This window comes from Tsukamurella pseudospumae, from assembly GCF_001575205.1.
In the GTDB taxonomy this organism is placed as follows: Bacteria; Actinomycetota; Actinomycetes; order Mycobacteriales; family Mycobacteriaceae; genus Tsukamurella; species Tsukamurella pseudospumae.
In genome coordinates, this window is the sequence record NZ_LSRE01000049.1 from 148,999 (window position 1) to 170,912 (window position 21,914).

A 21,914-nucleotide genomic window follows, 5' to 3' on the forward strand; every position below is an offset into this window, starting at 1 on the left:
GCGTGGAACGACGAATTCCGCGGAATGGAATTTTGTGCGTTCTGTTCGCGCGCTCTCAGTCGGAGATGTCCGCGACGGTCGCGTCGTACGCCGCGATCAGCGCGTCCGCGTCCACGATCGCGCTGTGGCCGTGCGCGCCGGCGCCGAGGGCCACCGTCGCCCCGACGATCCGCTCGTCGACGTACACGGGCCAGCCCCCGCGCGCCCCGATCGGAGTGATGGTGCCGCGCTCGTATCCGGTGGCCTCCAGCGCCTCCTCGGCGGGCGGCATCGCCAGCCGGTTCACCCCGACGACGGCGCGCAGCTTGGGCCAGGCGATCGACCGGTCCCCCGGCACCAGCGCGAACAGGTAGTCACCCTCGCCCCGCCGCACCACGAGGGACTTGACCAGCCGCGACGGCGGCAGATCCATCTGTGCTGCGGCCTCCTCGAGGCTGCGCGCCGCCGGGCGCTCGCGGACGGTCACCATCAGGCCGCGGGACGCGGCGTCGGCGCGCACACGGTCGAGCCCGGATCCGCTCACGCGCCCGCGATCTCCTGCGACAGCGCGACCCACCGGTCGAGCAGCGCGGCGGCGGCGCCCGAGTCCACCGCTTCGGCGACCCGCGGCAGGTGCACGGCGAGCGCGTCCTGCACCGGCTCCCCCGCGGTCAGCCCCTCGTACGCGGCGACGGCGCCGGCGGAGTTGAGCAGAACGGCGTCCCGGACGGGGCCGGTCTCGCCGGCGAGGAAGGCGCGGGCGATCGCGGCGTTCACGGTCGCGTCGCCGCCCTGAAGGTCCTCCATCGACACCCGCGCCAGGCCGAGCTCGCGCGGGTCGACGGACTCGACGCCCACGCCCTCCTCCTGCACCCGCCAGACCGTGGAGGTCGACGTGGTGGTCAGTTCGTCGAGCCCGTCGTCGCCACGGACGACGATCACGTGGTCCTGGCCGCCGCGGTCGGCGAAGGCCTGCGCCACGACCGGCGCGAGGTCGGCGAAGGCGCACCCGATCAACCCCGCCGAGGGCCGGCCCGGGTTGGTCAGCGGCCCGAGCACGTTGAAGACCGTCGGGATGCCGATCTCCTTGCGGGTGGCGCCCGCGAACCGCAGCCCCGAGTGGAAGACCGACGCGAGGCAGAAGCCGATGCCCAGTTCGGCGGTGGTGCGCGCGACCCCGTCGGCGTTCAATCCGATCGCCACACCGAGCGCCTCCAGGCAGTCCGCGCCGCCCGACTTCGACGAGGCCGCCCGGTTGCCGTGCTTGAGCACGGGGACGCCGGCGGCGGCCACGACGATCGAGCTCATCGTCGAGATGTTGACGGAGTGCGATCGGTCGCCGCCCGTGCCGACGATGTCGACGGCGCGCGCGTCGAACGGGACCGGGGTGGTCAGCGACAGCATCACATCGGCCAGCGCTCGCACCTCGACCGGTGACGGGCCCTTCATCTTCATGGCCACGCCGAACGCCGAGATCTGCGACGGGGTGGCCCCGTCGCTCATGATCTCGGACATCGCCCACCGGGCCTGCTCCGCGCTCAGATCGCGCTGGGACGTGAGCTCGGTGAGAACCGTGGGCCAATCCATGGCCACAGCGTAATGGGGTGGATCAAGCGGGTATCTGGAGCACCTGCCACAGCAGGGCCCGCCCGCCGTGCCGGGCCGTCACTCCGGCCATCCGGGAGCGCTCCTGCGAGACGTGCAGCGCGTCGACCTTCTGCACCCGCGCCACGACGACGGTCTCGAGCCCGTCGCCACCGTCGCGGGGCGGCGCACCGTCGGGCATCCGCTCGTACCTGTCCTGCCCGACGAGCCGCAGCACCTCGTCGACCGATCCGGGCGGCAGTTCGAGGACGTGCTGGAGCACGCTCTGCGCCTCGGGATCGAATCCGGGCGCGGCATCGAGGACGGCCGACGAGGCGGCCGTGTCGTCGCCGGACTGCGCCACGGGAACCAGATCGGGGTGCCCGGGCGTTAACTCTTCGACGGTGCGCTGCGAGAGGCGGCCCAGCAGGCGGCCCAGGCGGGTGCCCTGGTCGGGTCTGCCGTTGAGGTCGTAGGGCAAGGGATGCCTTATCTGCCGGTGGCGAAACGGTCGCTGACGTGGTGTTTCAAGGGTGGGTGCGGGAGGCCTGCGGCCTGCCCGCGATATTCGACGCGCCCAATCTGCGACCCGGGTAGGCATTCGATACTACGACCGGTCATACTTGCGAGGTGACTAGCGCCGCACCGACCTCAGCTACAGCCATCACCCAGCGCGTGCACTCACTCAACCGGCCCAACATGGTCAGCGTCGGGACCATCGTCTGGCTGTCGAGCGAGCTCATGTTCTTCGCCGGGCTCTTCGCCATGTACTTCGTGGCGCGAGCCGGCGCTGGGGAGAACGGATGGCCCCCGCACGATGTGAACATCAGCCTGGCCGCGGCCCTGCCGCCGACCATCGTGCTGATCGCGTCGTCGGTCACCTGCCAGCTCGGCGTCTTCGCCGCTGAGAAGGGCGATGTCTTCAAGTTCCGCATCTGGTACTTGATCTCGCTGATCATGGGTGCCGCCTTCGTCGCCGGCCAGCTGCACGAGTACTACACGCTGATCGGCGAGGGCCTCACGCTCAGCTCGTCGGTGTACGGCTCGGTGTTCTACATGGCCACCGGCTTCCACGGCCTGCACGTCATGGGCGGCCTCGTCGCCTTCATCTTCATCCTGGCGCGCAGCCGCGCCTCGAAGTTCACGCCCGCCCAGGCGACCTCGGCGATCGTCGTCAGTTACTACTGGCACTTCGTCGACGTGGTGTGGATCGGCCTCTTCGCCGTCATTTACATCATTCGCTAAAGACGTATTTCTCAGTCGCCATCACAGAGGGATAGCAGATGAGTTCAGCCAACTTTGAGCCCGCCGGCGAGGGAGGCGAGCCGAGCGGCGCTTCGGGCGCCGGGCCCGACCGCCCCTCGGCCCAGAAGGTGCGCAAGCAGCGCAAGCTCCGCCGCAAGGTCACGAGCGCGGCCCTACTGGTCGGCGGCCTGCTCGCGGCCGGCGGTGTCGCCACGATCGCCAGCCCCACCCCGCAGGTCGCGCTCGCGGACGACTTCGACGCCGCGCAGATCGAGAAGGGTCAGCGCCTGTACGAGACCTCGTGCATCAGCTGCCACGGTGCGAGCCTCGAGGGCGTCAAGGACCGCGGTCCCAGCCTGGTCGGTGTGGGTGACGCGGCGGTCTACTTCCAGGTGCACTCGGGCCGCATGCCCGCGACGATCAACTCGTCGCAGATCGTGCGCAAGCCCGCGAAGTTCGACGCCAAGCAGATCGACGCCATGGGCGCCTACATCCAGTCGATCGGCGGCGGACCGTCGATCGTGTGGGAGTACAACGCGGACGGCTCGATCAAGCGCGATGAGAACAACAATCGCGTCATCGCCCAGGAGTCGCTGCGCGGCAAGAACCTCGGCGCCGGCGCCGAGCTGTTCCGCCTGAACTGCGCCTCGTGCCACAACTTCACCGGTCGGGGCGGCGCCCTGTCCGGCGGTAAGTTCGCGCCCCCGCTGGATCCCGCGAACGAGCAGGAGATCTACGCGGCGATGCTCACCGGCCCGCAGAACATGCCCAAGTTCTCGGACCGTGCGCTGTCGCCTGAAGAGAAGAAGAACATCATCGGCTTCATCAAGAACGCGGGCGAGACGCAGTCTCCCGGCGGCTCGGCCATCGGCGGCTTCGGCCCCGCAGCCGAGGGCATGGTGATGTGGTTCACCGGGATGATCGCCGTCGTCGGCGCCGCGATGTGGGTTGGGAGCAGGAATTGACCGCCAAGCCGTTGAACAACGTCCCGTCGGACGACGAACTGGACAACCTGTCCCACGACGAGTTGATCAAGCTCGGTACCAACCTCGACGGTGTCGAGCTGGTCTACCGCGAGCCCCGCTGGCCCGTCCCGGGCACCCGCGCTGAGAAGCGCGCCGAGCGCACCGTCGCACTCTGGTTCGTGCTCGCCGGCCTGTTCGGCGCCGCACTGCTCGGCGTCTTCCTGTTCTGGCCGTGGAAGTACCAGGGCATCGACGACGCCCACTACTGGTGGTACACGCTGTACACGCCGATGCTGGGCATCACCTTCGGGCTCTCGCTGCTCTGCGTCTTCGCGGGCACGGTGCAGTTCACGAAGAAGTTCATCCCCGAGGAGATCGCCGTCCAGCAGCGGCACGACGCGGGCGGCTCGTCCAAGGTCGACCGTGCCACCACTGCCGCCCTGTTCAAGGACGCGCTGGAGACCTCGACCCTCCCCCGCCGCAAGATGATCCTCGCCTCGGCCGGGTTCGGCGTGGGCGTGCTCGGCCTGGGTGCCGCCGCCGGTTTCATCGGCGGCCTGGTCAAGAACCCCTGGGCCAAGCGCGAGGCCTCGGCGCTCTGGCACACGGGCTGGTCCCCGTACTGGAACTCGCTGGAGAACGACTTCTCGAGCGAGCAGAACCACGAGCCCGTGTTCCTGCGCAACGACGTGGGCGACCCGTACAAGGTCAAGCTCGTCAAGGCGGAGGATCTCGACGCCGGCGGCATGATGACGGTGTTCCCGTGGCGCGCGTCGGACGGCTTCGGCGAGACCGAGGAGTCGCGTCTCAAGCTGCTCCACGGCCTCAAGGGCATCCGTAACCCGGTCATGCTGATCCGCCTGCGTCCCGAGGACGGGGTCCGCGCCGTCAAGCGGCAGGGCCAGGAGGACTTCAACTACGGCGACTATTGGGCCTACACCAAGGTCTGCAGCCACTTCGGCTGCCCCACGTCGCTGTACGAGCAGCAGACCAACCGCATCCTCTGCCCCTGCCACCAGTCGCAGTTCAACGCGCTCGAGTACGGCAAGCCGGTCTTCGGGCCCGCCGCCCGCGCGCTGGCGCAGCTGCCGATCTCGGTGAACGAGCAGGGCTACATGGTCGCCAACGGCGACTTCATCGAACAGGTCGGACCGGCCTTCTGGGAGGCGACGCACTGATGACCACACTCGGCGAGCGCGTCGGGCACCAGGCGAACGAGATGGACCAGCGTTACCATCTCGCTCCCGGTATCCGCCGCCAGATCAACAAGGTCTTCCCCACGCACTGGTCCTTCATGCTGGGTGAGATCGCGCTGTACAGCTTCGTGATCCTGCTGCTGTCGGGCGTCTACCTCACGCTGTTCTTCGACCCGTCGATGGCCGAGGTCCACTACGAGGGCGCGTACGACCCGCTGCACGGCGTCGCGATGTCGCGCGCCTACGCCACCACCCTGGACATCTCGTTCGAGGTGCGCGGCGGTCTGTTCGTCCGCCAGATCCACCACTGGGCGGCCCTGATGTTCGCGGCGTCGATCATCATCCACATGGTCCGCATCTTCTTCACCGGTGCGTTCCGCCGTCCGCGTGAGGCCAACTGGGTCATCGGCTGCGCGCTGCTGCTGCTCGCGATGTTCGAGGGCTTCTTCGGTTACTCGATCCCGGACGACCTGCTCTCGGGCACCGGCGTCCGCGCCGCGATGTCGGGCATCGTCGTGGGTCTCCCGGTCGTCGGCACCTGGGTCCACTGGGCCCTGTTCGGCGGGGACTTCCCCGGCGAGCTGCTGATCCCGCGCCTGTACGTGCTGCACATCCTGCTCTTCCCGGGCATCATCCTGGCGCTCATCGCGGGCCACCTGGCTCTCGTCTGGTACCAGAAGCACACGCAGTTCGCGGGCCCCGGTCGCACCGAGGAGAACGTGGTGGGTGTGCGCATCCTCCCCGTCTTCGCCGTCAAGACCGGCGCGTACTTCGCCGCCACCTTCGGCATCATCACGCTGATGGCCGGCATCTTCACGGTCAACCCGGTCTGGAACATCGGCCCGTACGATCCGGCGAAGGTGTCCGCGGGCGTCCAGCCCGACATCTACATGATGTGGACCGACGGCCTGGCCCGTCTGTGGCCCGCGTGGGAGCTGTACTTCTGGGGCCACACCGTCCCGGGCGCGGCCTTCGTGGCGATCATCATCGGCGTGATCATCGGCCTGATGTTCGGCTACCCGTGGATCGAGAAGAAGCTCACGGGCGACGACGCGCACCACAACATCCTGCAGCGTCCGCGCGACGTTCCGGTCCGCACCGCGATCGGCGCGATGGCGATCTCCTTCTACATCGTGCTGACCCTGTCGTGCATCAACGACATCATCGCGCTGAAGTTCCACCTGTCGCTCAACGCGATGACGTGGATCGGCCGTATCGGCCTCGTGATCCTGCCGCCGATCGCCTACTGGGTGACCTACCGCTTCTGCATCGGTCTGCAGCGCGCCGACCGCGCGGTGCTCGAGCACGGCATCGAGACCGGCGTCATCGTCCGCCGCCCGAACGGTGAGTTCATCGAGCTCCACCAGCCGCTCGGACCGGTCGACGACCACGGTCACGCCGTCCCGCTCCCCTATGAGGGCGCGGTCGTCCCGACCAAGGCCAACCAGCTCGGTGCAGCCGGCAAGCCGGGCACGGGCTCGTTCCTGCGGGCCGATCCGGTCGACGAGCAGCGCGAGAACGCCGAGCGCGATCACGCGAACGAGGTCAAGGCGCTCGAGGCCATCAAGAAGGTTCAGGACAACGGCGGCAAGCTCGACGTCGAGTAGATCCTCGCATCAGCCACTGCGGCCCCTCCCCCACTTCCGGGGAGGGGCCGCAGTCGTCTGTCGTCCCCGGGGCCGACGGTCCGCTGCTGCCCGACCGCCCGGGCGGGCCACCGTCGAGCCGGCCACCGTCGGGCGATGCGCACCGGACTGCGACACTGGACGTCGTGAGCACGTGCACGATCCCCGTCGTCCCCGAGGTCCACCCCGCCGTCCGCCGGCGCCACAGCCCGATGGTCTTCGAGCCCGGCGCGATGATCAGTGACGCAGAACTCGACACTCTGCTCGACGCCGCCCGGCTGGCCCCCTCGGCGGGCAACTCGCAGCCGTGGGCCTTCATCGCCGGACGACGCGGCGATGCGGTGCACGCCCGGATCGTCCGCCATCTCGCGGGCAGTTCGGCGCGATGGGCACCGGACGCATCGGTCATCGTCGTCAACCTCGCGCGCGTGTCGCTCGAGGACTCGGACGACGTGTACTCGGACTTCGCGCACTACGACCTGGGGCAGGCCGTGGCGACGATGACGCTGCAGGCGCTGTCGATCGGGTTCGACGCCCACCAGTTCCGGGCCTTCGACCGCGAGGCCGTCGAAGCCGAGTTCGACGTGCCGCGGGACTGGGAGATCACGACGATGACGGCGTTCGGGATCGCGGCGCACGCGCCGGGCGAGGTCGTCGGCGTCTCCCGGGAACGTCGCGACCGCGACGACGTGACGTGGGCGCGCGTCCGCGTCGACGAGCGCGGCTGAGCTCAGGCCAGCCGCAGGCGCAGCAGGTAGCTGCTCTGTCCGACGGGCGCTCCGGGCTCCCCGAGGCAGACCTCGTGCCAGGCACCGTCGACGGCCGTCAGGCCCCGCTCCCGCAGTTGGACCGCGAAGGCCTTCGCGGTGGGCGTGACTGCGGCGGACCACCGTCCGTCGACGCGGGTCTGCAGGTACGACGATGCCGGCAGGTCCAGGCAGCGCACGCGGGTGAGGTTCTTGAGCCCTTTGGACACCTCGAGCTGCTCGAGGACGTCCCCCACCTCGGCGTCGTCGATCCATGCGGGCCGGCGCAGCAGCAGGGTCCACCGGGCCTCCGCGGTGGTGTGTGCGGTGAGGTCTCCGCGGAGCCGCTCGAGGGGTGGGACGGTGAAGTCGCTGCGCACCTCGTCGTCGGCGCCGGGCGTACCGCGGCGGGCCAGGGCCTTGTTGCGCACCTTGACGCCGTAGGCGGCCGCGTAGAGGGCCTCAGCGGCGGTCCGGAAGTCGTCCGAGGTGCGGGGGCTGCCGACGGTGTCGACGGCGAGGTAGGCGCGTTCCGGTGCCGCCACGACGCCGATGTGCCCGACGGTGCCGTACTCGCCGCCGCCGTGCGCCTCCGGCTCGGTGACGGAGAAGTCGAGCTTCGCCTTCGGCGCGGCACTGGGACCGCCCCGCCCCCGCATCTCGTCGGCGGTGAGCTTGCGCACGGACAGCCCGGATTCGACCTGCGTCATGGCTTGCATGCAATCATCCGCGGGAGGCCGCGGAGTGAACGCGAACGGAAGAACGGCGCCCGCCCCGGTGAATTCCGGGACGGGCGCCGTTCGACGATCCGTGGATCTAGTGCTTCTCAGGACCCTTGTGGTACTCGAAGACGAGGCCCCAGGCCGCGGCGATGACGAGCGCACCGCCGAAGATCCACAGCCAGTACAGCTGCAGCGCGACGGAGATGCCGACGACGGCGACCGAGGCCGACAGCAGGATCGGCCACCAGGAGTGCGGGCTGAAGAAGCCGAGCTCGCCTGCGCCGTCCGAGATCTCGGCGTCCTCGTAGTCCTCCGGGCGGGTGTCGACGCGGTTGGACACGAACCGGAAGTAGGTGCCGATGATCAGCGTCAGGCCGCCGGTGAGGAACATGCCGACCACGCCGACCCACTCCACGGCGCCGTAGCCGTAGCCGGGGCCCCACAGCGCGGTGACGACGGTGTACAGGATGCCCGCGAGGAAGAAGAACGCGGTGAGGAACTCGAAGAGCTTCGCTTCGACCTTCATTGGGTTACTTCACCCCTTCGGTGACGGGCTTGGTGCTCTCGCCCGACGCGGTGCGGCCGGTGCGGCGGGTGTCGAACGGGAAGGTGCTGGTCGACACGGCCGACTCCTTGATCGACACGAGCGCGGCGGCGTTGTCCTGGCCGGCCTGGCGTGCCTCGATGTACTTCTTGAACTTCTCCGGCGTGACGGCGCGGATCTCGAAGTTCATCATCGAGTGGTAGTCGCCGCACATCTCGGCGCAGCGGCCGACGAAGGAGCCCTCGCGATCGATGCTCGAGACCTGGAACTTGTTCTGCGTGTGGTTCTGCACAGGGTTCGGCATCACGTCGCGCTTGAAGGCGAACTGCGGCACGTAGAACGAGTGGACCACGTCTGCCGAGGCCAGATCGAACTGGATGCGGGTGTTGATCGGGAGGACCAGCACGGGGATCTCGGCGGTGGAGCCCTGCACCTCGACGCTGCTGAACTTCAGGTAGTCGCGGATGTCCTGGAACCGGCCGTGGTTCGGGCCGCGCTCGTCCTGCTTCTCGACGTGCCCATGCTCCTTCATCTTCGCGGCCTCTTCGTTGAGCTTCGCGATGTCGGGCTGCTGGCCGTACGGGTTCGGCCGCTCGAGCTTGACGGTGTTGCCGTCGAGCGTGACCTCGCGGTACGCGAAGCGCCAGTTCCACTGGAACGCGGTCACGTCCACGGTGACGCCGGGGTTGTCCTCGAGCTTCTCGACCTTGGTCTGCACGACCACGGTGAAGTAGAAGAGCACGGCGATGATGAGGAACGGAACCGCGGTGTAGAGCAGCTCCAGCGGCACGTTGTACGCGGTCTGCCGCGGGAAATCGGGCGAGTCCGCCTTCTTCCGGTGCAGGGTGATGGTCCAGAACGTGAGGCCCCACACCAGGACACCCATGATCAGGGCGGCCACCACGGACCAGCTCCAGAGCTCAGTCATGTCACGGGCCTCGGGGGTCACACCCTCGGGCCAACCGAAACGCATCACCTCGTCGGCCGAGCAGCCCGCCAGAGCGAACATGCCGACCACGAGCCCGGCGGCCAGAACCAGGCGCTTACGCCAGGACGCGGCCCCACCGTGGGCGTTACTTCCGGGTGCCAATGTCGCGCCTTCCTGCTGAAACACGGTCAGTGCTGTGGGGCCCGTTCCGACGGTCGAGAACCCCTCGGGAACTCAGCGCCGGGGCTGCACGTTCCCCTTGTACTACGCAGCGTAGACCAACAGGGGCCGGTCCACGTTGCGGGGTCGGCAAATGGCGCGTCGTTTCCGCCGTCTACCGCATTGGCCTGCGCCGTTCCGGGTACCGGAGGCCGTTCCGGCATACTGGTTGACCGTGTGTGGCCTCCTGGGATTCCTGTCCGCCGATCAGAGCGCGGGCGATGTCGTCGATGCGGTGACCGCGGCGGGCCGGTGCATGCGGCACCGCGGTCCGGACGAGTCGGGTCGGTCCTGGCACGACGACGACCTGGCGCTCACCTTCAACCGTCTGTCCTTCATCGACATCGACCACGCGCACCAGCCCCTGCGCTGGGGCCCGCCGGAGAACCCCGAGCGGTACGCGCTCACCTTCAACGGCGAGATCTACAACTACCTCGAATTGCGCAGCCGGCTCACCGAGGAGTTCGGCGCGCAGTTCCGCACCGAGGGCGACGGTGAGCCGATCGTGGCGGGTTTCCACCACTGGGGCATCGAGGGGGTCCTCGCCCAGTTGCGGGGCATGTTCGCCTTCGCCCTGTGGGACACGGAACGCCGCGAGCTGACGCTGGCGCGCGACCCGTTCGGCATCAAGCCCCTGTACGTCGGGACCGGGAGCAAGGGCACCGTCTTCTCCTCGGAGAAGAAGTCCGTCCTGGCCCTCGCCGACGAGGCCGGGCTGCGGCCCGGGCTCGATCCGCGCGCCGTGCAGCACTACACGGTCCTGCAGTACGTCCCGGAGCCCGAATCCCTGCACCTGGGCATCCGGCGACTCGAGTCGGGCTGCTACGCCACCGTCTCCCCCGGCGGCGAGGTGACCGGCAAGCGCTACTTCGAGCCCCGCTTCCCCGTGAAGCAGGTGACCGGCGGGCTGGAGTCGGCCGAGGCGAAGGCGATCTACCGCGACATCGCGGACGCGCTGCGCGACTCGGTGAAGATGCACATGCGGGCCGACGTCACCGTCGGGTCCTTCCTGTCCGGCGGCATCGACTCGACGGCCGTCGCGGCGCTGGCGATCCAGCACAATCCGGACCTCATCACCATCACCACCGGCTTCCAGCGCGAGGGCTACAGCGAGGTCGACGTGGCCGCGGAATCGGCGGAGGCGATCGGCGCGCGGCACGTCGTCAAGACGGTCTCGCCCGAGGAGTTCCGGGACGCGATCCCTGCCATCGTCTGGTACCTCGACGATCCGGTCGCCGATCCGTCGCTCGTGCCCCTCTACTACCTCGCGCGCGAGGCCCGCAAGCACGTCAAGGTCGTACTGTCCGGCGAGGGCGCCGACGAGCTGTTCGGCGGCTACACCATCTACAAGGAGCCGCTCTCGCTCGCGCCCTTCGACCGGCTGCCCGCCTGGGCGCGGCGGACCGCAGGCAAGATCGGCGACCGGATGCCCGACGGCAAGCGGGGCAAGTCCCTCCTGCAACGCGGCTCGCTGCCGCTCGAGGAGCGGTACTACGGCAACGCCCGCTCGTTCAACGACGCGCAGCTGCGGTCGGTTCTGCCCGGTTTCCGCGAGGACTGGACGCACACCGATGTCACCGCGCCGATCTACGCCAAGACGCAGGGCTGGGGCCCCGTCGAGCGGATGCAGCACCTGGACCAGTTCACGTGGCTCCGCGGCGACATCCTGGTCAAGGCCGACAAGATGACGATGGCCAACTCGCTCGAACTGCGCGTGCCCTTCCTGGACAAGGAGGTCTTCCGGATCGCCGAGACGTTGCCGGCGGACCTCAAGCTGGCCGGCGGCACGTCCAAGTACGCCCTGCGTCGCGCGCTGGAGGAGATCATCCCGCCGCACGTGCTGCACCGGAAGAAGCTGGGTTTCCCCGTGCCGCTGCGGCATTGGCTCGCCGGCCCGGAGCTCTACGACTGGGCGCGCGATACCATCGAGCAGTCCCAGACCGACGAGTGGGTCGATCGCCGCGCGGTTCTCGCCATGCTCGACGAGCACAGGGCGAAGGCCCCCGAGGGCTGGCCGGGCGGCACCGACCATTCCCGACGGATCTGGACCGTTCTGGTGTTCATGGTGTGGCACGGCATCTTCGTGGAGGACCGCATCCGTCCCGTCATCGAGGAGCCGGTCTACCCGGTCCGCCTCTAAGACGGAGCGGGGGCCGGGCGCACAGCATCGTCGGGAATGCCCGACGGTGCGCCGCCCCTCGCCTCCGCGATCGCCGCGGCGAGGCGCCGGGGCTCGTCGACGGTCAGGTGAATACTCCTGGGCGCCGGTCGGACTCGCCCGTTGATGCGCACGGTCGTGTCGGGGGCCAGCGACAGCCGGAGGTTCGCCTCGCGCGTCGCGAGGGTGGCGTCGCCGTCACCGTCGACCTTCCACCCGGACCTGTCGAACGAGGGATACCGCCCCGCCTGCGCGGCGTCGATCGCCACGACGGGGACCGCGACCTCGGCGCCCAACCCGGTCCGGAGCCGCAGCATCCCGCTGTCGAGCGAGTGCGGCCGGGTGACCATGCCGGCGTACACCGCCACGATCATGACGACGGCGTAGACGTGGAGCCCCAGCGCGATCCACACCCACGGCGACGGCCCCAGCACGACGCGCAGGATCACGTCGACGACGGCGCCCTCAAGCGCGGTCATCGCCACTGCCACCCACAGGATGATCACGACGTCGCGGTGATACGCGAAGAGCGTTCCCGCCGGGCGATCGCCGCGCAGTAGCCGGGCGATGGCCGACAACCCGCGGGGCACGGACAGCAGAACGGTCACGAGCCTCGTTGGAATCATCCGACCGAGCAGCGCCTCGGTGCGCCGCCACTCCCCACTCATGCCGACCGCCTCTCGGCGAGGCGCTGCACCATCAGCAGCCCGCAGCGCCGCTGCGCTTCGCACATCCAGTCCGCCGCCTCGAACCACCCCGCGACGTCGTCGACCGCGATCCGAGCCGGGCCCGACCTCTCGGAGACTGCGAGGTGGATGCGGTCGGCCGCTGCCACGATGCGGTCGGCGACTGCCACGATCCGGGGATCGTCCGGCTCGGCATCCGCGAGCGCCTCGAAGTCGGCGGCGATGTCGCCGGACAGTGCGACAACCTCGGGATCGTCGAGCGCGGTCTCGTAGATCTCGACCGCGCCGGGGACGACGCCCGTGAGGACCTCCATCATCGCCAACTCCACGCGCGCGGTTCCGGCGTACCCGGCGTAGGCCTCGGCGAGCCGGTCCGCAATCGCACCCACCCGGTTCGGCACGGGTCGCCCCGGCTCGGCGCGACGCATCTCAGCGAGCCGGTGTCTACGCTCCTCGATCGCCTCGGCCTGGCGCGCGAGGTCGGCGTCGAGTTCGGCGAGCAACTCGTCCAGGTCACGGCCGCGCTCGTCCTCGTCGAGCACGTCGCCGATCTCGTCGAGCGACATCCCGAGCGCGACGAGCCGCCGGACCCGCAGCAGGAGCACGACGTCGTCGAGCGTGTACGTCCGGTAGCCGTTGGATTCCCGCGCGGGCTCGGGCAGGAGCCCGATCCGGTGGTAGTGCCGGACGGCGCGGGTCGATGTTCCGACGATGCGCGCGAGGTCTCCGATTCTCATGACGCCTCCTTCTCCGTTCGGGAGAAGTACACACCTTGACGCCGCGACAAGGTCAAGCGCGACTCAGCGCAACAGCGTGATCCACATGGCCGCGTAATGGCACAGGGCCGCGACCACGGTGGCGGCGTGGAAGAACTCGTGGTGCCCGAAGACACCCGGCCAGGGATTCGGCCAGCGCGTGGCGTAGAGGACCGCTCCCCCGCTGTACAGGACGCCACCGATCACGAGCAGGATCGCCGCGGTCCAACCGGCGCCGCGCACGAGATCGCCCGCGACCGCGATCACCACCCAGCCGAGCGCGATGTACAGCGGCACGCCGACCCAGCGCGGCGCGTGCGGCCACAGCAGCTTGAGCGCGACACCGGCCACGGCCCCGCCCCACACCACCGCCAGCACCCACCGGGCCACGGACGACGGCAGCGCCAGCACGGCGATCGGCGTGTAACTGCCGGCGATGAACACGAAGATCATGCAGTGATCGGCGCGCTTCATCCAGATCCGCTGCGCGTCGGTCCACGTCCCGCGGTGGTACGCGGCGCTGACCCCGAACACACCGAACACGGTGACGGCGTACACCAGCAGGGCGAACCCGGCGGCCGCCGAATGGAGGAACCCCGCCACCACGAGCGGGATACCGAACAGGACGGCGCCGAACGCCCCGAACTGGTGGATGACTCCACGCAGCCGCGGCTTGACCTCAGGGACTCCGGCGATCGTCATGCAACCTACGATACCGTAGGTTACTTATCAGTAACAGAGAATGTGAGCTACAGCGCTCCGAGGATCTCCGCGGCCACCTCGGCGCCGTAGGCCTCCGTCAGTCGCTCACGGGCATCGTCGGCGTCGTAGTCCCAGGCCTGCGGCCCCACGGTCTCGAGCACCTTCACCGCGACGTACGAGCCGAGCTGGCCCGCACGCTCGTAGGACAGGCCCGCGTCCAGGCCCACGAGGAAGCCCGCGCGGAAGGCGTCACCGACGCCGGTTGGGTCGACCCGGCCGCGATCCGGCACCACGTCGACGTGGATCCGCTGCACGACCTCGCCGTCCGCCCCGTTCACGACGATCTCGGCGCCCTTCTCGGCGAGCGTCGTCACCCGGACCTCGACCATCTCGGTGAGCCGCTCGGCGCTGACGCCGGTCTTCTGCTGCAGCAGACCCCACTCGTACTCATTGGTGAAGAGGAACTTCGCGCCCTCGACGAGCGCTCGCGCCTCTTCGCCGTTGAGCCGCGCGAGCTGCTGCGACGGGTCCGCCGCGAAGGGTATCCCCGCCTCGCGGCACTGGGCGCTGTGCAGCGACATCGCCGCGGGATCGTTCGCACCGATCACCACGAGGTCCAGGGCCCCGACGGTGCCGACGACGTCCGCGATCGCGATCTCGCGCGACTCGGCCATCGCGCCCGAGTAGAACGACGCGATCTGCGCCATCTCGGCGTCCGTCGTGCACTGGAAGCGGGCGGTGTGGGCGGTCTCCGAGACCCGGACGGCACGGGTGTCGACGCCCGAGTCCTCGAGCCAGGCCCGGTAGCCCTCGTCGAAGTCCTTGCCGACGGCGCCGATCAGCACGGGCCGGCGACCGAGCCGCGCCATGCCGAAGCTGATGTTCGCGCCCACGCCGCCGCGCTGCAGGACCAACTCCTCCACCAGGAAGCTCAGCGACACGTGTGCGAGGTGCTCGGCGAGCAGCTGCTCGGAGAACTTCCCCTCGAAGCGCATCAGATGATCGGTGGCGATGGAGCCGGACACAGCGATCGACACGGCGAAACCCTCCCGTGGTTGGCGACGGATGTATTCCGTGAGCCTAACCGCGAGAGGGTTTCGCACGCCCCGAGGGGCGTCAGTGCTGCGTCAGTTGAACGAGTCGCCGCAGGCGCAGGAGCCGGTCGCGTTCGGGTTGTCGATGGTGAAACCCTGCTTCTCGATCGAGTCGACGAAGTCGATCTTCGCGCCGATCAGGAACGGAACGCTCATCCGGTCCACGGACAGCTTCACGCCGCCGAACTCGGACAGCACGTCACCGTCGAGCGAACGGTCGTCGAAGTACAGCTGGTACCGCAGACCGGCGCAGCCGCCCGGCTGCACCTCGATGCGCAGCGCCAGGTCGTCACGACCCTCCTGGTCCAGCAGTGCCTTCGCCTTCGAGGCGGCGGCCTCGGTCAGCACCACACCGGTGGTTTCGCTCTCAGCAGTAGTCATAGGTTCTCCTCACAGACGCACGTCGGTGTCTGGTTCAACGGTACTCCCCCGGCCGACATTCCCCGTAGTCCCCATCACCCGCGTCCCTCCCCCGCATCACCGCCCGCCCGCCCCGATCGAATAGGCTGGAGGATGTGAAACTCCCCTGGCAGAAGGCCGACGAATCGACCTCCGAGGCTGCCGAGTCCGTCGTCGACGAGAGCAGCGGCGACGACGCCGTCAATCTCGGTAAGCCCGTGCAGACCCCGGGCAAGGGCCGCCCCACTCCGAGCCGTCGCGAGGCGCAGGGCCGCAAGCGGGGCCCCGTCGCACCTGCACCGATGACGCGGGCGGAGGCCCGTACGCGGCGCAAGGAGCTCAAGAACTCCATGAGCAAGGAGGAGCGCAAGGCCGCCTCGGCTGAGCGCCGCACGCAGGCGAACGAGCGCCGCGAGCTCATGATGCAGGGCGACGATCGCTATCTCCCGATCCGCGACAAGGGCCCCGTCAAGGCCTACGTGCGCGATCTGATCGACGCGAAGCGCCACGTCTCCACCATGTTCATCCCGGTGGCGGTCGCGGTGATGGTCTTCATGTTCGTCACGGTCAACATGCCGCAGCTGGCCGGCATCCCGATGCTGCTCCTGCTGGCCATGGTCATCATCATGGGCGTCGAGGGCGTCCTCACCGGCCGCCGGATCAACAACCGGGTCCGCGAGCGTTGGCCCGACACCACCGAGACCGGTTTCCGCCTCGGCTGGTACGCGTTCATGCGCACCACGCAGCTGCGTCGCATGCGCATCCCGCGGCCGCGCGTCAAGCCCGGCGACGCGGTCTAGCCCGTGGCGCTCACCCTCGTTCTCGGCGGGGTCCGGTCGGGCAAGTCCGCGCGCGCCGAGCAGCTGATCGGCACCGGTCCGGTCCGGTACATCGCGACCGCCCCGCGGCCCGACGGTGACCCGGACCTCGTCGCGCGCGTCGCCGCGCACCGCGAGCGCCGCCCGGCCTCGTGGGCGACCGTCGAGACCCAGGACCTGCGGTCCGTGCTGTCCGAGGGCTCGGCGCCCACGCTCGTCGACGACCTCGGCGGCTGGCTCGCGGCGCGCCTCGACGCCCTCGGCTGGGACACGCCCGAGAAGATGACGACGGAGCTCGACGGCCTCGTCGCCGCTGCCGCCGCCTACCCGGGCGACCTGGTCCTCGTCAGCCCCGAGGTGGGCCTGTCCGTCGTCCCGGCCACGCACGCGGGCCGCGTCTTCCAGGACCTCCTCGGCACGGTCAACGCGCGCCTCGCGGCGATCGCGGACCGGGCCGAGCTCGTCGTGGCCGGGATCCCCGTCCCGCTCACGTCCCCCGCGCCCGACGGTGCACCCGTCCCCGGCTCCGCAGTCCCGGCCGCGGCGGGGGTCGCGGCCGCAGCGGGGGTCGCGGCCGCGGCGAACCTGACGAAGGCACCCGCGACGCCCGCGTTGCCGCCCGTCGAGCTCCCCCCATTCGATCCCGGCGCCGACCCGCTGGCCTTCCCCCAGCTCTCCCCGCCCGATCCGTTCGTCGGCCGGGAGGCACGCGACCGCCAGCTGGAGCTGACCAAGCCCGCGGGGTCGCTGGGCCGGATCGAGCACCTCGGCGAATGGATCACCGCGTGCCAGGGCGTGTGCCCGCCGAAGCAGTTCGAACGCGCGCGGATCGTGGTGTTCGCCGGCGATCACGGCGTCGCAGCGGGCGGCGTCTCGGCGTACCCGCCGGAGGTCACGGCGCAGATGGTGGCGAACATCGCCGCCGGGGGCGCGGCGATCAACGTGCTGGCTGCGCAGGCCGGAGCCACGGTCCGGGTCGAGGACATCGCCGTCGCAGGCGACACGCGCGAGGACCTGAGCCGCAACAAGATCCGTCGCTCGTCGGGCGACATCGCAGTCAACGACGCGATGTCCGACGAGGAGACGATCGCCGCGATCGCCGCCGGCCGGCGGATCGCCGACGAGGAGGTCGACTCGGGGGCGGATCTGCTCGTCCTCGGCGACATGGGCATCGGCAACACCACGCCCGCCGCGGTGCTCGTGGGCGCGCTCACCGACACCGAGCCGGTCCTGGTGGTCGGCCGCGGCACCGGCATCGACGACAACGCCTGGATGCGCAAGGCCGCCGCGATCCGCGACGGCATGTACCGCGCGCGCCCGCACACCGGGAATCCGAAGGCGTTGCTGCGCACCGTCGCCGGGGCCGACCTGGCGGCGATGGCCGGGTTCCTCGCGCAGGCGGCAGTCCGCCGCACGCCGGTGATCCTCGACGGTGTCGTGGTCACGGCCGCCGCCCTGGTCGCCAACGATCTCGCGCCCGGCGCCGCGAGCTGGTGGACCGCGGGTCACCTCAGTCCCGAACCCGCACACGCGCTGGCGCTGCGCCGCCTCGACCTCGAGCCCCTCCTCGACCTGGGCCTGCGCCTCGGCGAGGGCAGCGGTGCCGCCCTCGCGCTGCCGCTGGTCCGGTCGGCGGTCGCCGTCCTCGGCGAGATGGCGACCTTCGACTCCGCCGGGGTCTCCGGGAAGTCCGCGGACTGACGTGGCGCGTTGACGTGCGGCACCTGACCGCCGCGCTCGCCTGGATGACGGTGCTGCCCGTGCCCGCCTCGCTGCAGCCGACTCCCGTGACCAGGGACGACGGTGCCCGCATCATCACGCGGGTACCACTTGCGGGAGCGGTGGTCGGGGCCGTCGTGGTGTCGGTGGCGTGGGCCGCGCACGCCGCGGGCCTTCCGACGGTGCTCGTCGGCGCCCTCGCCGTCGGCGCCGCGGCGCTGTTCACACGCGGGATGCACCTGGACGGGTTCGCCGACTGCGTCGACGGTCTCGGCAGCTACGGCCCGCCCGAACGCGCGCGGGAGATCATGCGCCAGGGCACCGTCGGCCCGTTCGGCGCCGCGGCGCTGGCACTCCTGCTCATCGCGGAGACCGCGGCGGTCGGGGCCCTCGCGGAGCGCGGCCTGTGGCTCGCGATCGGTGTCGCCGTGGGCGCCGCCCGTGTCGCCGCGGTCCTCGGCTGCAGGAGGGGCTGGGCACCGTCGAACCCCGACGGTTTCGGGGCGCTGACCGCGGGCACGCAGCGGCATGCGGCCCAGGGCTTCTGGCTCGTCGCCGCCCTCGCCCTCGCCGTCCCGACGGTGCCCGGCCTCCCCTGGCAGGGCCCGGTCGCCGTCGCAGTCGCGCTCGCCGCCTCTGTCCTCGCGATGCAGCACTGCGTGCGCCGATTCGGTGGCGTCAGCGGCGATGTCCTCGGCTTCGGCATCGAGATCGCGACGGTGCTGGCACTCATCGGTCTCTGCGTGGCCTGATCCGAACACGCGGACAAGAACAGCGGCTAACTTGGTTGTTGACTCCACTGACGAGGCGGAATAGATTCGACAACGACAGTTGTCACCGATGATCCGTGAGGCCGAGATGACCGCAGCAGCACCGACCCAGGTCCCCGCGCGGCACCCCTCGTCCCCGCGGCGCGTGCCGCCCGGCATCAAGATGGTCAGCCGCTTCCTCCGCCTCCCCGAGCCCACGCCCGCGGAGTTCCGCCGGTTCGGCGAGCTGCTCACCGTCGGTGACGAGCAGATGGATCAGCTGGTCGACTGGATCTACGAGGACCGCGACGCCCGCAAGCCCCTCTTCGAGCGCGCCCTGAACGACGGGATCGCGACGGTGCCCGAGGCACCGTCGGAGATCCGGGAGTTCTTCGAGGAGATGGAGACGATCCCCGACTGGGTCGACTGGGACAAGATCCTCCTGGGCGGGCAGCTCATGCGCAGCGGCGGCGCGGACGGCTTCTCGGTCGCGCGCGACGTCGCTCTCATGGGCGGATACCTGTTCTCGGGCTTCAACCAGACGCTGCTGCGCACGGGTGCGCTCGAGAAGGGCTCGAACAAGCGGTTCGCGGAGACCTCGCAGTGGGCACTCGACGTGATCGTGCCCGACGGTCTGCGCCCCGGCGGCGTCGGTTACCGCTCCACGCTGCACGTCCGGTTCATCCACTCGATGGTGCGCCGGCACGTGACGGCAATGCCCGACTGGGACTCCGAAGCGCACGGCCTGCCGATCAACCAGACGGACATGGCGGCGACATTGGTCGGCGCCCTCATCGCGCCCGTCGCCACCGGCATGGGCCTGGGCATGCTCGCCGCCCCGCGCGAGTACGAGGCCGCGGCGCACCTGACGCGGTACGTCGGCCGGCTCATGGGAGTGCACGACGACTTCCTGCCCCACAGCTACCGCGACAGCCTGCGCATCCTGTTCCAGACCTCCCGCGCCCTATCCACGCCGGACGAGACGAGCCGGGCCCTCGCGCAGCCGATGGCCGACGATCCGATGGCGTGGAACTACCGGCACCTCAGCGGGATCCGCCGCCGCATCGCCCGCTCGCAACACCTGTCCATCGCGACCGCCTACCTCGGCACGGCGGCGATGAAGGAGCTCGGCGTCCCGTCGGCCCTCCCCTGGTACCCGGCCCTCCGGATCCCGTACCACCTGGTCGAGTCCGTGTTCAACCAACTCCCCGGCGGCCGCGAGCGGGCCGCCCGCCGCGGCGACGTCAGCCAGGCGAGGTTCATGCGCACCCTCGGCGAGGACGCCGACATCGGCCACTCGGCGCAGCACGTCACGTCCTGATCAACCGGGCGACAAGGCGCCGCCAACCGTCGCGCGGGAGCCTCGCGTCATGACCTACGACGATGCCGAGTGGCACCAGGAGACCGTCGACGAGCTCGGCCTTCCCGAGGACAACGCCGCCACGCACATCGGGATCTTCTACGCCTGGATGCGGGCGCACGATCTCGCGAGCGGCACCACGCTGTGGCACGGAGTACCGGAGCCGGTCCCGGATCCGCACCTCGACCTGCTCGACGACCGCAAGCTGACGCCTGGTGCGTATCTAGTGCAGCACATGGTGGGCCAGTTCGACTCCGGCGCCTTCACCGACGAGGGGAACGCCTTCACCGACGCCTCGTACTCCGCGTACCTGGACGCGTATTCGACGGTGCCGGAGGTCGCCGGGTACGACTCCACCTACGCCGCGCCGGACACCTGGCAGTTGTACGACGCGGTAGCACCCACCATCGACGCCCTCTACGCCCGATGGAAGTCGGGCGTCGCCAGGTAGCGTGGCGGCCATGGATCCACTTATCGACAAACTCGATGCAACATTGGCAACCAACTACCCTGAGTACCACTCAGCTCTGGGGCCGGGATCGCCCACGGAGGACATCGACGAACTCGAGCGCGTCCTCGGCCTGCCTCTGCCTCCCCTCTACCGCGACTTCCTCGCCTGGCGCGGCCCCAGCCCCGACGGCGCAACCGTCGAGGCGGGCAGCCTGATCTACAACCAGGACCTGATGACCGCTCGTGAGGTCATCCGCACGATCACGATGATGCGAGAACTCCGCGCAGCGGACCCCAGTTGGGTCACCTCAGCGTGGTGGGGCGAGAACTACCTCCCCATCCTCGACAACCATGCCGGCGACAACATCTGTATCGACGTGACCGGCGAGGCGCTCCTCAAAGAGACCCGCTGGAACGAGGCCACCCGCAGCTGGGACCATGTCCAGGACTGGCCGAGCACCGCCGGGCAGGTCATCGACTTCACACACGACGCCGAATTCCGCGAGATTCAAGCCCCGGACTTCGCCTCCTGGATCGCAGCGATCACAGCCGTTTTCGAGGACAAGCGGTTCGAGACCCACCAGGCCACGTACAGCGGAACTCCCTACATCGGCTTCGACGACGACGCGGAAGATCACGTCTGTCGACGACGGCTGAATACTGAGCAGTGATCGACGGGCGAAAGTTGAGCAGCCCGGTTACCTGTTGAGGGGTGATCACTGTGGAGGACTGGGCGGAGATCCGCCGGTTGCACTATTCGGAAGGGCTGCCGTGACTGCGCTCGTTGATTCTCCCCAGTTCTGCTAACTGAATCTCCCCACTTGTGTGCACCCGCCAAGTAATGGGCGGGGCCTCCCCGTGATGCTGGTGGTCTCTGACCACGCACCAGCCCTTCGAGGGAGGCCCCGCTCGTTCATGCTCACACAAGGAGAGACCGTGGAAGCACATGCTCTGCGCAAGCAGGGGTGGACGATCTCAGCGATCGCCCGTCATCTGGGACGGGACCGTAAGACCGTCCGCAACTATCTCAACGGGGTCACCGAGCCGGGTGTCCGCCACCGGGACGAGGACCCGTTCGAGCCGTTCGCCGAGTACGTCACCAGCCGCTTGCTCGAGGACCCGCATCTGTGGGCGCAGACCCTGTTCGACGAACTCGTCGAGATGCGGTTCAAGCAGTCGTATTCGTCGCTGACCCGGCAGATCCGGGACCGTGGCCTGCGCCCGGTGTGCCCGCAGTGCACGACCGCGGTGAACCGTCCGAACGCGGTGAT

24 protein-coding genes are annotated in these 21,914 nt (G+C 69.6%); 13 read left to right on the forward strand and 11 right to left on the reverse strand.

The window, feature by feature from the left end; translation table 11 throughout:
• Positions 1-55: 55 nt before the first annotated feature.
• Genes AXK61_RS20700 through AXK61_RS20710 form a run of 3 tightly spaced genes read right to left on the reverse strand, consistent with a single transcriptional unit; the run spans position 56 to position 2,044 of the window.
• Entirely contained in the window at positions 56-523 is a 468-nt protein-coding gene (locus AXK61_RS20700) for an aminoacyl-tRNA deacylase (protein WP_231855620.1), read from the reverse strand.
• Complete coding sequence (gene trpD / locus AXK61_RS20705) at positions 520-1,566, reverse strand: anthranilate phosphoribosyltransferase (protein ID WP_068746896.1); 1,047 nt, start codon at positions 1,564-1,566, stop codon at positions 520-522. The genes AXK61_RS20700 and trpD overlap by 4 nt, the downstream gene beginning before the upstream one ends.
• A 22-nt stretch (positions 1,567-1,588) precedes the next feature.
• Entirely contained in the window at positions 1,589-2,044 is a 456-nt protein-coding gene (locus AXK61_RS20710) for a hypothetical protein (protein ID WP_068569222.1), read from the reverse strand.
• Positions 2,045-2,193: 149 nt separating this feature from the next.
• Here AXK61_RS20710 and ctaE point away from each other — a divergent pair, with 149 nt between their 5' ends.
• The 5 genes from ctaE (at position 2,194) to AXK61_RS20735 (ending at position 7,322) form a co-directional block, all read left to right on the forward strand.
• On the forward strand, positions 2,194-2,808 hold the full coding sequence (ctaE, locus tag AXK61_RS20715) for an aa3-type cytochrome oxidase subunit III (protein WP_082777736.1): 615 nt from the start codon (positions 2,194-2,196) through the stop codon (positions 2,806-2,808).
• Between the two features lie 38 nt (positions 2,809-2,846).
• The gene (qcrC, locus tag AXK61_RS20720) at positions 2,847-3,773 is read left to right on the forward strand and encodes a cytochrome bc1 complex diheme cytochrome c subunit (protein WP_082777737.1); all 927 of its coding nucleotides are present in this window, start codon (positions 2,847-2,849) and stop codon (positions 3,771-3,773) included.
• Positions 3,770-4,951 (forward strand): cytochrome bc1 complex Rieske iron-sulfur subunit, encoded by a 1,182-nt coding sequence (qcrA, locus tag AXK61_RS20725; RefSeq protein ID WP_068746897.1) that lies wholly within the window; start codon positions 3,770-3,772, stop codon positions 4,949-4,951. Before qcrC ends, qcrA begins: the two co-directional genes overlap by 4 nt.
• Positions 4,951-6,576 (forward strand): cytochrome bc1 complex cytochrome b subunit, encoded by a 1,626-nt coding sequence (qcrB, locus tag AXK61_RS20730; protein ID WP_068569224.1) that lies wholly within the window; start codon positions 4,951-4,953, stop codon positions 6,574-6,576. The genes qcrA and qcrB overlap by 1 nt, the downstream gene beginning before the upstream one ends.
• 164 nt (positions 6,577-6,740) lie before the next feature.
• Complete coding sequence (locus AXK61_RS20735) at positions 6,741-7,322, forward strand: nitroreductase family protein (RefSeq protein WP_082789480.1); 582 nt, start codon at positions 6,741-6,743, stop codon at positions 7,320-7,322.
• A 2-nt stretch (positions 7,323-7,324) separates the two neighbouring features.
• Here AXK61_RS20735 and AXK61_RS20740 read toward each other — a convergent pair whose 3' ends face one another.
• The 3 genes from AXK61_RS20740 to ctaC form a co-directional block, all read right to left on the reverse strand.
• Entirely contained in the window at positions 7,325-8,050 is a 726-nt protein-coding gene (locus AXK61_RS20740; RefSeq protein WP_068746898.1) for a hypothetical protein, read from the reverse strand.
• A 106-nt stretch (positions 8,051-8,156) separates the two neighbouring features.
• The gene (locus AXK61_RS20745; RefSeq protein ID WP_068746899.1) at positions 8,157-8,588 is read right to left on the reverse strand and encodes a cytochrome c oxidase subunit 4; all 432 of its coding nucleotides are present in this window, start codon (positions 8,586-8,588) and stop codon (positions 8,157-8,159) included.
• 4 nt (positions 8,589-8,592) lie between these two features.
• Entirely contained in the window at positions 8,593-9,696 is a 1,104-nt protein-coding gene (gene ctaC, locus AXK61_RS20750) for an aa3-type cytochrome oxidase subunit II (protein WP_068746900.1), read from the reverse strand.
• A gap of 232 nt (positions 9,697-9,928) precedes the next feature.
• Here ctaC and asnB point away from each other — a divergent pair, with 232 nt between their 5' ends.
• Positions 9,929-11,893, forward strand: a complete 1,965-nt coding sequence (gene asnB / locus AXK61_RS20755; RefSeq protein ID WP_068746901.1) for an asparagine synthase (glutamine-hydrolyzing) — start codon at positions 9,929-9,931, stop codon at positions 11,891-11,893.
• Here asnB and AXK61_RS20760 read toward each other — a convergent pair.
• The 5 genes from AXK61_RS20760 to AXK61_RS20780 all read right to left on the reverse strand — a co-directional run bounded on the left by AXK61_RS20760 (position 11,890) and on the right by AXK61_RS20780 (position 15,529).
• Positions 11,890-12,519 (reverse strand): hypothetical protein, encoded by a 630-nt coding sequence (locus AXK61_RS20760; protein ID WP_068746902.1) that lies wholly within the window; start codon positions 12,517-12,519, stop codon positions 11,890-11,892. The two genes, asnB and AXK61_RS20760, sit on opposite strands and share 4 nt — an antisense overlap.
• Positions 12,520-12,575: 56 nt before the next feature.
• On the reverse strand, positions 12,576-13,334 hold the full coding sequence (locus AXK61_RS20765) for a MerR family transcriptional regulator (RefSeq protein WP_068746903.1): 759 nt from the start codon (positions 13,332-13,334) through the stop codon (positions 12,576-12,578).
• A 63-nt stretch (positions 13,335-13,397) separates the two neighbouring features.
• On the reverse strand, positions 13,398-14,054 hold the full coding sequence (trhA, locus tag AXK61_RS20770; protein ID WP_068569231.1) for a PAQR family membrane homeostasis protein TrhA: 657 nt from the start codon (positions 14,052-14,054) through the stop codon (positions 13,398-13,400).
• A 47-nt stretch (positions 14,055-14,101) separates the two neighbouring features.
• Positions 14,102-15,091, reverse strand: a complete 990-nt coding sequence (locus AXK61_RS20775; protein WP_068569232.1) for a carbohydrate kinase family protein — start codon at positions 15,089-15,091, stop codon at positions 14,102-14,104.
• A gap of 90 nt (positions 15,092-15,181) precedes the next feature.
• On the reverse strand, positions 15,182-15,529 hold the full coding sequence (locus tag AXK61_RS20780; RefSeq protein ID WP_068569233.1) for a HesB/IscA family protein: 348 nt from the start codon (positions 15,527-15,529) through the stop codon (positions 15,182-15,184).
• A 134-nt stretch (positions 15,530-15,663) separates the two neighbouring features.
• Here AXK61_RS20780 and AXK61_RS20785 point away from each other — a divergent pair, with 134 nt between their 5' ends.
• From AXK61_RS20785 to AXK61_RS20815, 7 genes are all read left to right on the forward strand, one after another.
• Positions 15,664-16,347 carry a DUF3043 domain-containing protein gene (locus AXK61_RS20785; protein ID WP_068569234.1) on the forward strand — a complete coding sequence of 228 codons (684 nt, stop codon included), beginning with the start codon at positions 15,664-15,666 and terminating at the stop codon, positions 16,345-16,347.
• Positions 16,348-16,350: 3 nt separating this feature from the next.
• Positions 16,351-18,066 carry a nicotinate-nucleotide--dimethylbenzimidazole phosphoribosyltransferase gene (cobT, locus tag AXK61_RS20790; protein WP_068746904.1) on the forward strand — a complete coding sequence of 572 codons (1,716 nt, stop codon included), beginning with the start codon at positions 16,351-16,353 and terminating at the stop codon, positions 18,064-18,066.
• Positions 18,067-18,080: 14 nt separating this feature from the next.
• Positions 18,081-18,836: an adenosylcobinamide-GDP ribazoletransferase gene (gene cobS / locus AXK61_RS20795; RefSeq protein ID WP_197466888.1), complete on the forward strand. Its 756-nt coding sequence runs from the start codon at positions 18,081-18,083 to the stop codon at positions 18,834-18,836.
• Between the two features lie 88 nt (positions 18,837-18,924).
• Complete coding sequence (locus AXK61_RS20800; protein WP_231855621.1) at positions 18,925-20,154, forward strand: oxygenase MpaB family protein; 1,230 nt, start codon at positions 18,925-18,927, stop codon at positions 20,152-20,154.
• Between the two features lie 49 nt (positions 20,155-20,203).
• On the forward strand, positions 20,204-20,644 hold the full coding sequence (locus tag AXK61_RS20805) for a DUF7832 domain-containing protein (RefSeq protein ID WP_068569236.1): 441 nt from the start codon (positions 20,204-20,206) through the stop codon (positions 20,642-20,644).
• Between the two features lie 10 nt (positions 20,645-20,654).
• Entirely contained in the window at positions 20,655-21,314 is a 660-nt protein-coding gene (locus tag AXK61_RS20810) for an SMI1/KNR4 family protein (RefSeq protein WP_231855630.1), read from the forward strand.
• Positions 21,315-21,558: 244 nt separating this feature from the next.
• Positions 21,559-21,914, forward strand: a 356-nt coding sequence (locus tag AXK61_RS20815) for a helix-turn-helix domain-containing protein (RefSeq protein WP_231855622.1), incomplete at its 3' end; no start/stop codon positions are given.

Bases quoted from the DNA above. Each gene is read 5' to 3' on its own strand.
- trpD (WP_068746896.1), bottom strand. From the start codon at position 1,566: ATGGATTGGCCCACGGTTCTCACCGAGCTCACGTCCCAGCGCGATCTG.
- qcrC (WP_082777737.1), top strand. From the start codon at position 2,847: ATGAGTTCAGCCAACTTTGAGCCCGCCGGCGAGGGAGGCGAGCCGAGC.
- qcrB (WP_068569224.1), top strand. From the start codon at position 4,951: ATGACCACACTCGGCGAGCGCGTCGGGCACCAGGCGAACGAGATGGAC.
- AXK61_RS20740 (WP_068746898.1), bottom strand. From the start codon at position 8,050: ATGACGCAGGTCGAATCCGGGCTGTCCGTGCGCAAGCTCACCGCCGAC.
- AXK61_RS20745 (WP_068746899.1), bottom strand. From the start codon at position 8,588: ATGAAGGTCGAAGCGAAGCTCTTCGAGTTCCTCACCGCGTTCTTCTTC.
- AXK61_RS20765 (WP_068746903.1), bottom strand. From the start codon at position 13,334: ATGAGAATCGGAGACCTCGCGCGCATCGTCGGAACATCGACCCGCGCC.
- trhA (WP_068569231.1), bottom strand. From the start codon at position 14,054: ATGACGATCGCCGGAGTCCCTGAGGTCAAGCCGCGGCTGCGTGGAGTC.
- AXK61_RS20780 (WP_068569233.1), bottom strand. From the start codon at position 15,529: ATGACTACTGCTGAGAGCGAAACCACCGGTGTGGTGCTGACCGAGGCC.
- AXK61_RS20800 (WP_231855621.1), top strand. From the start codon at position 18,925: ATGATCCGTGAGGCCGAGATGACCGCAGCAGCACCGACCCAGGTCCCC.
- AXK61_RS20805 (WP_068569236.1), top strand. From the start codon at position 20,204: ATGACCTACGACGATGCCGAGTGGCACCAGGAGACCGTCGACGAGCTC.
- AXK61_RS20810 (WP_231855630.1), top strand. From the start codon at position 20,655: ATGGATCCACTTATCGACAAACTCGATGCAACATTGGCAACCAACTAC.